Source organism: Nocardioides sp. zg-1308 (assembly GCF_013155375.1).
GTDB classification, from domain to species: Bacteria; Actinomycetota; Actinomycetes; order Propionibacteriales; family Nocardioidaceae; genus Nocardioides; species Nocardioides renjunii.
Genome location: NZ_JABJQY010000002.1, coordinates 1800618 through 1813053 on the forward strand (window position 1 = coordinate 1800618; position 12436 = coordinate 1813053).

The window sequence follows — 12436 nt, forward strand, 5'->3', positions numbered from 1 at the left end:
CGGACGAGGACCTCGGCGAGGGCGTACGCGCTGCCGCACCGGCGCGTGCGCCCTCGTGCGTCGTCCGGGGTCAGTCCCGGAAGATCCGCTCGTCGATCAGCTGCTCCTTGACCTCGGTGCCCTCGTGCTCGAAGCGGCCCTGGTCGAAGCGGGTGCGGTACTGCAGGACCGCACCGTCGCGGCCGAAGCGGTTCTTCTCGATCGTCACGACGGCGAAGTCGCGGAACCGCTCGGCGTTGGTGAGGTCGTACGTCAGGTGGTGGCGCGCGACGATGTCGTACTTGTTGTTGAGCACCAGCACCACGTCGGCCTCGTAGGCCAGCGCGCTCGAGCCGCGCAGGTCGCTGGCGCGCATCCGCTTGCCGGAGCGCAGCGCCTCCTTCTCGGCGGCGGCGATGGCCAGCACCGGGGCGCCGATGTCGATCGCGAGGTCCTTGAGCCCCTCGACCACCTCGGTCGAGCGGGCCACGTCGTCGACCTGCGTCGACTTCACCTTCTGCAGGTAGTCCACGACCACGAGCGGGGTGCCGCCCGACGCCTCGCGCACCTGCTGGATGGCGGCGCCGATGGCGGCCAGGTCAGTGCGGGTGCCGGTCGAGCGGTGGACGAAGAGCATCTCGGAGTAGTGCGCCACCTTGGCCAGCGCCTCGACGCCGCAGGGCACCGACTCGAGCCGGTGCTCGAGCGAGCTGACCCAGAGGTCGTCGAAGATGGACCGGATGCTGGTGACCCGCACCTGGTCGGAGTCGTCGAGCTCGCCGGCCTCCATGGCGATGAGCTTCTGGGTGATGTCCTCGGCGTCGTGCTCGTAGGAGAAGTAGAGGACCGGGCGTCCGGTCGCGGCGTTGTTGCGGGCCACCTGGAGGGCGAAGGTCGACTTGCCGAGTCCCTGCGGCCCGGCGAGCAGGACCAGCGAGCCGGCGCGCATCCCGCCACCGATCATCGGGTCGAGGGCGCCGAAGCCGGTCTTCCACACCCGACCGGCGGCGTTGCGCCCGGTGAGCATGCGTTCGTCGCTGCGGGCGAGGGAGGTCCCGACGGTCATGAGCTGGTGGTCCACGCGCCCATGGAACCAGTCAAGGGCCCGCGTCGGCAGGCGAATGGGCACACGGCCCCGGGTCCGCCGCCGATTTGTGTGGTGCGGACGCGGCGCGTACTGTTCCAACTCGAAACCAGAGACCGCAGGTTGTCACGAGCTCCTCGCCCGTGACCGAAGGTTCGCAGCAGCGGACGGCCGGCGCAGGTGACAGAGCAGCGGCACTCGCCGCACCAACGCCCTGAGCCTGTGCTCGGGGCGTTCGTCGTCTGTGGCCCGGACGCCGGTGGTCGACCCCGGAAGGAGACCCATGGCGCGGCCAGAAAAGACTGCCGCCGTCGCAGAGATCGTTGACTCGTTCAACGACTCCGCCGGCGCTGTGCTGACCGAGTACCGCGGGCTCACCGTGAAGCAGCTGCAGGACCTGCGGCGAGCCCTCGGCGAGAACGCCAACTACGCCGTGGTCAAGAACACGCTGGCCAAGATCGCCGCCACCGAGGTGGGCATCGACGGCTTCGACGACCTGCTGACCGGCCCCACCGCCATCGCCTTCATCAATGGAGACGTGGTCGAGGCCGCCAAGGGTCTGCGTGACTTTGCCAAGGCGAACCCCGCCCTTGTGATCAAGGGTGGAGTCCTCGACGGCAAGCCGCTCGACGCAGCCGAGGTGGCCAAGCTGGCCGACCTCGAGTCGCGCGAGGTGCTGCTGGGCAAGCTGGCGGGCGCGATGCTCGCGAGCCTCTCCCAGGCCGTCTACCTGCTCAACGCGCCGATCGCCCAGGCCGCCCGTCTCGCGGGTGCGCTCCAGGCCAAGGCCGAGCAGGACCCCTCGATCCTCGCAGGTGGTGCCGGCGTGCCGGCCGCTGCCGAGGACGCCCCGGCGGAGGAGGCCCCCGCGGCCGCCGAGCCCGAGGCGACCGACGAGGCGGCCGACTCGGCCGCCGAGTCCACCGACGCCTGACCAGGCCGACGTACACCACCTGAAACCCGGCGCGGCCGCACCACCGCGGACGCGCCACACACGGAAGGAACCGCCACCATGGCGAAGCTCAGCACCGACGAGCTCCTTGACGCCTTCAAGGAGATGACCCTGATCGAGCTCTCTGAGTTCGTGAAGCAGTTCGAGGACACCTTCGGCGTCACCGCCGCCGCCCCCGTCGCCGTGGCCGCCGCCCCGGCCGCCGGTGGCGCCGCCGGCGGTGCCGACGAGGCCGCCGCCCAGGACGAGTTCGACGTCGTCCTCGAGGCCGCTGGTGACAAGAAGATCAACGTCATCAAGGAGGTGCGCGCCCTCACGAGCCTCGGCCTGAAGGAGGCCAAGGACCTCGTCGAGGCCGCCCCGAAGCCGATCCTCGAGAAGGTCGACAAGGCTGCGGCCGACAAGGCGAAGGAGGCCCTCGAGGCCGCCGGCGCCACCGTCACCGTCAAGTGACGATCCGCTAGTCGCGCCACGAGGGGCGGTCACCGAGAGGTGGCCGCCCCTCGTGCCATTTCCGAGCGACCGGCGGGCCGATCCCGGCCGAGCAGGGTCTGTCGCGCGGCGCGACGACGCACTAGAGTGAAAGCGCTCGATGCGTATCACGAAATGAGTTGCCTCATGCGCAACAAACGGACCGCCGCGACGCTGACCCGCCTGCTGGAGAACGCGCGCTACGAGGTGCTGCCCACCGCGTCCACGGAGGACAAGGTGCTCGAGCACCTGCCCCGGGACCGCACGGTCACGGTGACGGCCTCGCCCTCCAAGGGGCTCGAGGCGACCTTCGACCTCGCCGAGCGGCTCGCCGGCCACGGGTACGCCGTGGTGCCCCACGTCGCCGCTCGGATGGTGAGCGGCCGCACCGAGCTCGAGGAGATCGCCGACCGGCTGCTCGGCAAGGGCATCACCCGCGTCTTCGTCCCGGGCGGCGACGCCGAGCCGGCCGGGGACTACCCCGACGCGCTCGCCCTGCTGCAGGACCTCGCGGCCATGGGCTCGCCGTTCTCGCACGTCGGCATCACCGGCTATCCCGAGTCGCACCCGACGATCCACGACGACCTCACCGTGCAGTCGATGTGGGACAAGCGGCAGTTCGCCACCCACATCGTCAGCAACCTGACCTTCGACCCCACCCTGGTCCGCAGCTGGGTGCAGAGGCTGCGCGCCCGCGGGGTCGCGATGCCCCTGCTGCTCGGCATGCCCGGCCCGGTCGAGCGCACCAAGCTGCTGGGCATGGCCACGCGGATCGGGGTGGGGGAGTCGACGAAGTTCCTCGCCAAGAACAAGGGGCTCTTCGCGCGGCTCGCGGCGCCCGGCGGCTTCACCGGCGAGAGCTTCCTGGAGAAGTGCGCGCCCGCCCTCGGCGAGGACGGGGCCCTGGTCGAGGGCCTGCACGTCTTCACGTTCAACCAGGTCGGCGAGACCGAGGCCTGGCGCACCGGCATGCTGGAGCGGTTGCGGGGCTAGGTCGCCAGCCCCGCCCGTGGCGCGAGCCGCTGCTCCACGAGGTCGGCCAGCGCCTGCTCGAGCCCGCCGTGGCCCGTCTCGACGACGGTGAGCGGCAGCCCGATGCGCGCCGCCGCGTCCTCGGCCAGCGCGCGCAGCTCGGCGTCGGGCGACTGCGCCAGCCACACGACGCGGGTGTAGTTGCCGAAGTAGGTGTCGCGCAGCTCGGGGTAGCGGTCGAGCCCCATCTCCTGGACGACCGTCCGGGAGAACGACCTGACCAGGAAGTCGGTCAGCAGGTAGGTGCCGGGCTGCTCGTCGAAGAACCGCTCGAGCCGCGAGGGGCCGGCGAAGACGTCGTAGCAGTGCAGTCCCGCGAGCCGGGGCACCCCGAGCTGGAGGCACACCTCGTCGAGGGCTCCGTAGGTGCCGCAGTCGGCGTAGCCGATGACGACGTGGTCGTAGGACGTCCGCAGGTGGGTGGCCAGCACGTGGACCTCGTCAGCGATCCGGTCCGGGTGGTTGTGCAGGAGGGGCGGCAGCGGGTGCACGTCGAGCGGCCAGCCGCGCCGCTCGGCGACCGCGGCCGCGGGCTGGGCGATCGCCCCGCACGCGACGAGCGCGACGCGACCGCGCCGGTCAGAAGGAAAGCTGCTCGACGAAGGCGTTGTTGAAGTCGGGCCGGTCCGAGAGCTCGACATAGGTCACCTCCTCCAGCAGGGCCAGGGCGCCGGCCCGCTCGCGCACCGACAGCAGCGCCATCTTGGCGCCCTCGCCCGCGACGTTGCCAGCGGCGACGATGCGCAGCACCGGCAGCTGCGGCACGAGCCCGATGCGTACGGCGGACGCGGGGGAGAGGTAGCTCCCGAACGAACCGGCGAGCAGCACCTGCTGCACGTCGCGGTGCTCGAGGCCGAGCTGCTCGAGCAGCAGCGACCAGCCGGTCGAGATCGCCGCCTTGGCGAACTGGAGCTCGCGGACGTCGCGCTGGGAGAGGTAGACGCACTCGGCCGGGTCCGACTCCGGGGTCGGCCGGTGCAGGATGAAGACCCGCTCCTCGCCGATGCGGGCGAGCCGGTCGGCCAGGGCGGGGGCGATCTCCTTCGCGGCCTCGTCGGGGACCAGCCGGCCGGTGGCGTCGAGCAGGCCGACGCGCACCAGCTCGGCGACCGCGTCGACGAGCCCCGAGCCGCACAGGCCCTTGGCCTCGACGTCGCCGATCACGCCGAGGGTGACGGCCGGGTCGTCGCCCAGGGCCGTCGGGTCGACCTTGATCACCTCGATGGCGCCGTCGGCCGCGCGCATGCCGCAGCGGATGGCGCCACCCTCGAACGCCGGTCCGGCGGGCGCCGCGGTCGACAGGATGGTCTCGCCGTCGCTGAGCACGATCTCGCAGTTGGTGCCGACGTCGATGAAGAGCCGGGTGCGCTTGTCGCGGTCCATCCCGGTGGCGAGCATGCCGGCCACGATGTCGCCGCCGACGTAGGCGCCGAGGGCCGGGAAGAAGTACGCCCGCGCGCGCGGGTGCAGGGTGAGGCCGATCTCCGAGGCGAGCACCGAGGGCGGCTGCGAGGAGGACATGACGAACGGCGCGACGCCGAGCGGCTCCGGGTCGATGCCGAGCGCGAGCGCGGTCATCGTGGCGTTGCCGGCGACGGCGACCTCGTAGACCTGGGCCGGGTCGACGCCCGCCTCGCGGCAGACCTGCCCGGCCAGGGACGACAGGGTGCTGGCCGCCGCCTGCTGGAGCCGGCCGAGCGCCTCCTCGTCCATCATGGTGGCGCTGATCCGGGTGATCACGTCGCCGCCGAACGGCTGCTGCGCGTTGAGCATCGAGGTGACGGCCATGGGTGTCCCGGTGCCGACGTCGAGGAGGGTGCCGACGACCGTGGTGGTGCCGAGGTCGAAGGCGATCGCGTAGCGCGCCGCCGTCGTGTCGCCGGGCTCGACGTCGATGAGCGACTCGTCGAGGATCACCGCGGTGACCTTGAAGTCGGCCTCGCGCAGCACGGTCGACAGCCGCCGCAGGACGTGCAGGTCGGCGGTCAGCTCGAGGTCCTCGATGGCGTCGGTGAGCCGGACGAGGTCGGTGCGCTGGTCGGCGAGGGTGGCCTCGTCGAGCTCGACGTAGCGCTTCTGCAGGGCCGGGCGCAGGATCACCTGGCGGCCGATGCCGACGGTCGCTGCCTTGGGCCGGGTGGTCAGCGGCGGCACCTCGACGGCGAGGTCGCGGGTGGCGTGGACCAGGCAGCCGAGGCGCCAGCCGTCCTCCAGCTGCGCCGGCGTGAACGTACGGACGTCGTGCCGGGTGACCGGCACCTCGCCGCCCGAGGTGACCTGCACCTTGCACTTGTGGCACGTGCCGTGGCCGCCGCAGGTGGAGTCGATGGCGATGCCGTTCCACGACGCGGCGTCGAAGACGGTCACGCCCGGCGGCACGCGTACGCCGCGCTGGCTGGGCGGCACGGCGGTGCCGTCCTCGGCGCGGGTGTGGACGGTGAAGGACAGGTCGACCCGACCCGTTCCGTCGTGCGCGGCGGGGTCGGCTCCGGGCCGTTCGATGAGGCCCTCGCGGGCGACGTCCGCGAGGGAGAAGTCGGGCCCCTCGGGGGGTCGGGTCACGTCGCGGCCGCCGCCGCCTGCTTGGCGCGGTGCGCCGAGATCCACGCCATGCCCCAGTCGTCGTGGCCGAGGAACACGTCGGCCGCCTTGACCGCCTCGACGACGCGCGGCGTGCGGGTGTCCATGATCGCGCTGGTGAGCCCGGAGGTCATCGCCATCGGCAGCCACGAGGCGTTGAGGGTGTGCCGGTCGGGCATGCCGAAGGAGACGTTGGACGCGCCGCAGGTCATGTTGACGCCGAACTCGTCGCGGATGCGCCGCATCACCTCGAAGGTGACCAGCGTGGTGCTGGTGTCGGCGCCGATCGGCATGGCCAGCGGGTCGATGACGATGTCGGCCTGCGCGAGACCGTACTCCTCGGTGGCCACCCGGATGATCTTGGCGGTGAGGTCGAGGCGCTTGTCGGCCTCCATCGGGATCTCGTCGTGGTCGTTGGGGAGCGCGATCACGGCCGCGTCGTACTTCTTGACGAGCGGGAGGATCGCCGCCATGCGGTCGTCCTCGGCGGTGATCGAGTTGACCAGCGCACGGCCCTGGTATACCGCGAGCCCCGCCTCGAGCGCCTCGACGACGGAGGAGTCGATGCAGATCGGCAGGTCGGTGAGCTCCTGCACCATCTGGATCGCCTTGGCGAGCAGCTCGGGCTCGTCGGTGAGCGGAACCCCCATGTTGATGTCGAGGACGTCGGCGCCGCCCTCCACCTGGGCCTTGACGTCGCGCTCGATCGCGGAGAAGTCGCCCGCGCGCAGCTGCTCCTGGAAGATCCTGCGACCCGTGGGGTTGATGCGCTCGCCGATGAGGCAGAACGGCCGGTCGTGGCCGATGACGACCTCGCGGGAGGCCGAGCGCAGGACGGTGTGCAGCCCGGTGGCGGACATCAGGCGGACACCTTGGCGCGCTTCTCCTGCAGGAGGTTCTTGGCCCGCTTGACCGTCTGCGAGGCGTCGGCTGCGTAGCCGTCCGCCCCCACCGCGTCGGCGTACTCCTGGGTGACGGGAGCGCCGCCCACCATCACGATGACGCTGTCGCGGATGCCGGCCTTCTCCAGGGCGTTCATGTTGGCCTTGAACATCGGCATCGTGGTGGTGAGGAACGCCGAGAAGCCGACGATGTCGGGCTGGTGCTCCTCGATCGCGGCGACGAACTTCTCCGGCGCCACCTGCACGCCCAGGTCGATCACCTCGAAGCCGGCGCCCTCGAGCATGATGTTGACGAGGTTCTTGCCGATGTCGTGGACGTCGCCCTTGACGGTGCCCATGAGGAACTTGCCGACGGTCTCGACGCCCGTCTCGGCGAGCAGCGGCCGCAGCCGCTCCATCGCGCCGGCCATCGCACGCCCGGCGATGAGCATCTCCGGCACGAAGAAGTCTCCGCGCTCGAAGCGCGCGCCGACCTCCTCGAGGGAGGGGATCAGCGCGTCGAAGAGCAGCGTCTGCGGCTCCATGTCGAGGTCGAGCCCCTCGTTGGTGAGCTCGAGGACGCGGGGGGCGTTGCCGACCAGCGTCTCGTCGTAGAGGGCTTGCAGGATGTCCTCGGGGGTCATGCGACCACCTCCTGGGTGCGTGCTGATCGGTGGGCGGGTCGGTGGTCCGAGCGGTGGGGCGGGTGGGTGGTGCGCCGGGCGGGTCCGCGCAGCAGGCTCGACAGCGCGGTGGACCGGTCGAGCAGGCGGCGGCCGAGCTCGTCGAGCCGCGCCTCCAGACGGGGGGTGGGCCCGGAGATCCCGAGGGAGGCGACGAGGTCGCCGTGCACGCCGAAGACCGGGACGGCGATGCCGGTGAGGCCGATCTCGAGCTCGTCGCGGGTCAGCGCCCAGCCGCGCTCGCGGGTGCGCAGGCAGTCGCGGCGTACGTCGTCGCGGCCGGCGAGGGTGGCGGGCGTGGGCCGCTCCAGCTCGCCGTCGGGCAGCTCGAGGGCGTCCCAGGCGAGGAAGACCTTGCCGAGCGCGGAGCAGTGGGCCGGCACGTCGACCTCGGTCCAGTCGCGGGTGCCGAGCAGGAAGGTGGAGTCGACCTGCGCCACCTGCACGACGCGCTCGCCGCGGGTGACGCTGAGGTGGACGGTCTCGCCGGTGTCGGCGCCGATGTCGTCCATGACCGGACGAGCCAGCCGCACCAGCTCGTCCCAGGGGTCGTGGCGCGCGGCGTAGAGCCAGAACAGCCGGCCGGCGACGTAGGACCCGGCGGCGTCGCGCTCGAGCAGGCCGGAGCGCTCGAGGGCGGTCAGCAGCCGCGAGGTGGTCGACTTGGCCAGCCCGCTCGCGTCCTGGAGGTCGGCGAAGCTCATCGGCTCGTCGGCGTGCACGACGGTGGCCACCAGGTCGGCGGCGCGGTCCAGCGCTCGCGTGCCGGTGGCGGGGTCGCTCACGACGGCTCCTTCGCTGGAGGGGTTCCCTCGGGTTCCATGATGTGGAACCGTGGTTCCACATCATGAGGCTAGAAGCCCGCATGAGCCGAGGTCAAGGAGGAGCCCGTGTTCCGCAACACGATGCCGCGCTACGAGGTGCTGTCCGAGGACGCGATGGCGACCCTCGACAAGGGGTGGCGCCGACTGATGACCGAGATCGGCGTCGAGTTCATGGACGAGCGCGCCCTCGAGCTGTTCCGCCAGGCGGGCCAGCGCGTCGAGGACAACACCGTCTTCCTCGACCCCGACTTCGTCCTGGAGCAGGTCGCCAAGGCGCCGCGCGAGTTCGACGTGCAGGCGCGCAACCCCGAGAACTCCATCCACATCGGTGGCGACTCGATGGCGTTCGGCGCGGTCTACGGCCCGCCGTTCGTGCGGCAGGGCGACGTACGCCGCGACGCGACGATGGAGGACTTCCGCAGCTTCACCAAGCTGGCGCAGTCGTTCGCGGTGCTCGACTCGGCCGGCGGGGTGATCTGCGAGCCCAACGACACCCCGCTCGACAGCCGCCACCTCGACATGACCTACGCGCTCCAGACGCTGACCGACAAGGTCTACATGGGCAACGTCGTGTCCGGGGTCAACGCCGCGGACACCCTCGCGATGACCTCGATCCTCTTCGGCTCGCGCGAGGCGATCGAGGACACCCCCGCCACGATCTCGCTGATCAACTGCAACTCGCCGCTGCGCTGGGACGACCGGATGCTGGAGGCGCAGTTCGAGTACTCCCACGCCGGCCAGCCGGTGGTGCTCACGCCGTTCATCCTCATGGGCGCGATGTCGCCGGTGACGATCCCCGCGGCCCTGGTGCAGCAGATCGTCGAGGCGCTCTCCGGCATCGCGCTGTCGCAGCTGATCCGGCCGGGCACGCCCGTCATCTTCGGGTCCTTCCTGTCCAACATCGACATGCAGTCGGGGTCGCCGACGTTCGGCACGCCGGAGTCCGGCCTCGGGCTGCTGTGCACGGGCCAGATCGCCCGGCACTTCGGGCTGCCGTTCCGCACCGGCGGCGGGCTGACGTCCTCGCAGGTGGCGGACGCCCAGGCGGGCTACGAGGCGCTGATGACCCTGATGCCGACCTTCCTGGCCGGCGCCAACTGGGTGATGCACTCGGCCGGCTGGCTCGAGGGCGGCCTGGTCGCCGGCTACGAGAAGTTCATCGTCGACATCGAGCTGCTGCAGATGCTGCGCCACGAGTTCACGCCGCTGGAGATCGACGAGGCGTCGATGGCCTTCGACGCCCACCAGGAGGTCGGCCACGGCGGGCACTTCCTCGGCGCCATGCACACGATGGAGCGCTTCCGCACCTGCTTCTACCGCCCGCTGCTGTCGTCGTCGGAGAACTACGAGCGGTGGATGCGCAACGGCGGCCACGATGCCAACGACCGCGCGACCGCGGCCTACCAGAAGACGCTGGCGGACTACGAGCAGCCGGCCCTCGACGACGCCGTGCGCGAGGAGCTCGAGGACTACGTCATCCGGCGGCGGGCCGAGCTGGGGGACTGACGCCGTCGCTGTGGTGGACGCTGTTCACCCAGACCGGCTCGGGATGGGTCTCGTCGCCGGCGGCCACGTCGGCGGCGGTCCGGAGCTTGGCGACCTTGTGGATCAGCATGCCGAAACCGACCTTCGCGATGACGTCGGCGGCTGAGAACGCCACGTGGATGGTCGTGGTCCACCATCCGCCGTCGAAGAAGATCGGGATCAGGTAGACGACCGGGTAGACGAAGAAGACGGACAGCAGCACCGTGGCGGCCTGGCCGAGGCCGCGTCCCACATCGGCCGGCAGGCTCCTGACCGAGGTCACCACCACGGGGACGAGCACCGCGTAGATCACCACGAAGCAGGCCATACTGACGCCCCACCACAGCCAGAGCCAGAAGGTGCTCTCACCCTCCTTGAACACCTGGTCCCCGAGGTAGCCGGTGACGATCATCGCGAACGCCGCAGCCATCACCACCGCTCGTGTGCCGGCGAGCTTGCGGCCGACGAGTGTGCACACGGCGAGGAGCTCGGCCATCAGCAGCGGCACGGTGACGGCCCAGTCCATGTAGCGCGAGGTGATGGTCGACAGCGCCTCGGAGTTCGGTACGTAGCTGCCGCCCGAGTAGTCGTAGCCACTTTGGACCTGCAGGAACACCATGAGGTACGACAGGCTCGCGACGCCCGCGATGCACAGGCTCGCCAGCACAGCCGGCCGGTAGCGCGAGCTCACCTCCCCCAGGCTGGTCCAGCTGTAGAGGAGCTGGGCGACGAGGGCGAAGCCCGCCACCACGATGCAGAAGACGATCAGGTCGTGCTGGGCCGAGCTCAGCACGACCCTCTCGGGAGCCGTGACATCGGCGGACGCGGCGAGGAGCATTCAGCGATCCTCTCGACGGTTCGGCCGCTCGCACGTGTGCGCACGTGCTGGCCCGGCCGGTACCCCGGCGGGGGTCGAGCATGTGGCGAGGCCCGGCGGGTCACTCTGATGTCTCGCTGGGGGGGAGGAGCCCGCGTTCGAGCATCCGGTCGGCGGACGTGATGGCGTCCTGGACGAACCTGGCCGTCAGGCGGGTGTACTCCTCGACCTCGCCCGGCGACCAGCCCTGGAGGACCTCGGCAATCATCCGGTCGCCCAGGGCGTACACGCCACGGGCTGCGGTCTCCCCGTCCTGGGTGAGCGTGACCAGGGTGGCCCGGCGATCGGACGGGTCGGCCGATCGTCGCACGAGTCCGTCAGCCTCGAGCCGTCGCACGATCTTGCTGATGTAGGACGCCCCGATGTCGAGCACCTCGGCCAGGGCGGTCGGGCGCATCGGGCCCCGCGCGAGGAGGTGCCGGAGCGCCTGGTGGGAGGGCTGGTCGAGCGACTCCCCTGCGCGACTCCGTGCAGCGCGCCAGCGCTCCGGCTCGTGGGTTTCACGGGGACGGGCCTGGAGGTGGGCCGGCCCGTGCTGTCCGCACGATCAGTGGCATGGATCGGCTCGCTCTCGTTCAGCGCGACGATCACCAACGACGGTCCGTCGGAGGCGCGGGTGGCGATCGACTACTCGATCGGGTTCCGGCGGGCCAACGGCGCCATCCATCCCAGGACGTTCAAGCTGGCCTCGCGTCGGATCGCGCCCGGGGAGTCAGTCGTCGTGGACAAGACGCACTCCTTCCGCCCGATCAGCACCCGGAACCACTATCCGGGGGAGCACGTCGTGACAATGCAGGCCAACGGGGTGGTGTCAGGCGAGTCGCGCTTCGTCCTCAGTCCGGACGGAACTGGCTCGACGCCGCGAAGTTCACGCTGATACGGGGGCCTGATGGCCCGACCTCCTTGGGCACCGAGTGACGCCAGTCGACCTGGCAACGGCCACCCATCACGATGAGGTCACCGGCCAGTGGCCGGAACGTCCTGCTCGGGCCGCCCGTCGTCGGCCGCACCAGGAAACGCCGCGGGGTGCCGAGACTCAGCACCGGGACGACGCACTCGCGCCGGCGCGCCGAGGCACCGTCGCCGTGCCATCCGGTGCTGTCGCGATGGGTGCGGTAGAGGTTGATCCACAGGCGGTCGTAGGTGACGCCATAGTGCGCGGTCAGCGTGCGCGCCATGTCGCGCAGCATCTCGTGGGCGTCGCCGAGGTCGCGGTGCTCGGCGGTCAGGCGGGGCTCCTCGACCCTCGTGCCGTACATCCGGCGCCACCGCTGCTGCCAATCGGCACCCGCGAGCAGGTCCCTGAACAGCTCGTCGGCACCGAGCAGCCAACCTGGAACGTGCTCCACCCAGGAGTGCGCGTCGAGCTGCACCCGGTGCGCCGTGCCGAAGGTCTCGTCCACCCCGGAGACATGACGGTCGCTGCCGCCGAAGAGTGGAAGCGCGCCTTCGTCCATGGTCGCAGTCCTACCAGCCGCCACCGACAACCGGGCACCGTGCTCCACGGTGTCCCTGCGTGGACCCGGGCTAGGGGCTAGGACCCGCGTAT

At 71.0% G+C, this 12436-nt stretch carries 12 protein-coding genes and 1 pseudogene; 4 read left to right on the forward strand and 9 right to left on the reverse strand.

The genetic code is table 11. The features are described 5' to 3' along the window. Positions 1 to 70: 70 nt before the first annotated feature. A complete protein-coding gene (locus HN031_RS10435; RefSeq protein ID WP_172269619.1) occupies positions 71 to 1060 on the reverse strand; it encodes a DnaB-like helicase C-terminal domain-containing protein in 990 nt (329 codons plus the stop codon). Positions 1061 to 1346: 286 nt separating this feature from the next. Here HN031_RS10435 and rplJ point away from each other — a divergent pair, with 286 nt between their 5' ends. The 3 genes from rplJ to HN031_RS10450 all read left to right on the forward strand — a co-directional run bounded on the left by rplJ (position 1347) and on the right by HN031_RS10450 (position 3479). Next, positions 1347 to 1997 carry a 50S ribosomal protein L10 gene (rplJ, locus tag HN031_RS10440; RefSeq protein ID WP_172269621.1) on the forward strand — a complete coding sequence of 217 codons (651 nt, stop codon included), beginning with the start codon at positions 1347 to 1349 and terminating at the stop codon, positions 1995 to 1997. A 78-nt stretch (positions 1998 to 2075) separates the two neighbouring features. Further along, the gene (gene rplL, locus HN031_RS10445) at positions 2076 to 2468 is read left to right on the forward strand and encodes a 50S ribosomal protein L7/L12 (RefSeq protein WP_172269623.1); all 393 of its coding nucleotides are present in this window, start codon (positions 2076 to 2078) and stop codon (positions 2466 to 2468) included. Positions 2469 to 2633: 165 nt separating this feature from the next. Beyond that, the gene (locus HN031_RS10450; RefSeq protein WP_172269625.1) at positions 2634 to 3479 is read left to right on the forward strand and encodes a methylenetetrahydrofolate reductase; all 846 of its coding nucleotides are present in this window, start codon (positions 2634 to 2636) and stop codon (positions 3477 to 3479) included. Here the strand turns inward: HN031_RS10450 and HN031_RS10455 are convergent. From HN031_RS10455 to HN031_RS10475, 5 genes are read right to left on the reverse strand one after another with little or no spacing between them, the layout of a single operon-like run. Further along, the gene (locus HN031_RS10455; protein ID WP_172269627.1) at positions 3476 to 4159 is read right to left on the reverse strand and encodes a DUF1638 domain-containing protein; all 684 of its coding nucleotides are present in this window, start codon (positions 4157 to 4159) and stop codon (positions 3476 to 3478) included. The genes HN031_RS10450 and HN031_RS10455 overlap by 4 nt on opposite strands. After that, positions 4098 to 6080: an ASKHA domain-containing protein gene (locus HN031_RS10460; protein WP_216652102.1), complete on the reverse strand. Its 1983-nt coding sequence runs from the start codon at positions 6078 to 6080 to the stop codon at positions 4098 to 4100. The genes HN031_RS10455 and HN031_RS10460 overlap by 62 nt, the downstream gene beginning before the upstream one ends. Then, positions 6077 to 6958 carry a dihydropteroate synthase gene (locus HN031_RS10465; protein ID WP_172269631.1) on the reverse strand — a complete coding sequence of 294 codons (882 nt, stop codon included), beginning with the start codon at positions 6956 to 6958 and terminating at the stop codon, positions 6077 to 6079. Before HN031_RS10465 ends, HN031_RS10460 begins: the two co-directional genes overlap by 4 nt. Further along, positions 6958 to 7623 (reverse strand): corrinoid protein, encoded by a 666-nt coding sequence (locus tag HN031_RS10470; protein WP_172269633.1) that lies wholly within the window; start codon positions 7621 to 7623, stop codon positions 6958 to 6960. The genes HN031_RS10465 and HN031_RS10470 overlap by 1 nt, the downstream gene beginning before the upstream one ends. Next, entirely contained in the window at positions 7620 to 8447 is an 828-nt protein-coding gene (locus tag HN031_RS10475; protein WP_172269635.1) for an IclR family transcriptional regulator, read from the reverse strand. Before HN031_RS10475 ends, HN031_RS10470 begins: the two co-directional genes overlap by 4 nt. 105 nt (positions 8448 to 8552) lie before the next feature. On the opposite strand from HN031_RS10475, the gene HN031_RS10480 reads away from it, so the two are divergent. After that, a complete protein-coding gene (locus HN031_RS10480; RefSeq protein WP_172269637.1) occupies positions 8553 to 9992 on the forward strand; it encodes a trimethylamine methyltransferase family protein in 1440 nt (479 codons plus the stop codon). Here HN031_RS10480 and HN031_RS10485 read toward each other — a convergent pair. The 3 genes and pseudogenes from HN031_RS10485 to HN031_RS10495 all read right to left on the reverse strand — a co-directional run bounded on the left by HN031_RS10485 (position 9961) and on the right by HN031_RS10495 (position 12344). After that, the gene (locus HN031_RS10485; protein WP_172269639.1) at positions 9961 to 10848 is read right to left on the reverse strand and encodes a bacteriorhodopsin; all 888 of its coding nucleotides are present in this window, start codon (positions 10846 to 10848) and stop codon (positions 9961 to 9963) included. The genes HN031_RS10480 and HN031_RS10485 overlap by 32 nt on opposite strands. A 100-nt stretch (positions 10849 to 10948) precedes the next feature. Further along, positions 10949 to 11320, reverse strand: a pseudogene (locus HN031_RS10490) (MarR family winged helix-turn-helix transcriptional regulator); the annotation flags it as partial. Positions 11321 to 11720: 400 nt separating this feature from the next. After that, the gene (locus HN031_RS10495; protein WP_172269643.1) at positions 11721 to 12344 is read right to left on the reverse strand and encodes an alpha-ketoglutarate-dependent dioxygenase AlkB; all 624 of its coding nucleotides are present in this window, start codon (positions 12342 to 12344) and stop codon (positions 11721 to 11723) included. Positions 12345 to 12436: the final 92 nt, after the last annotated feature.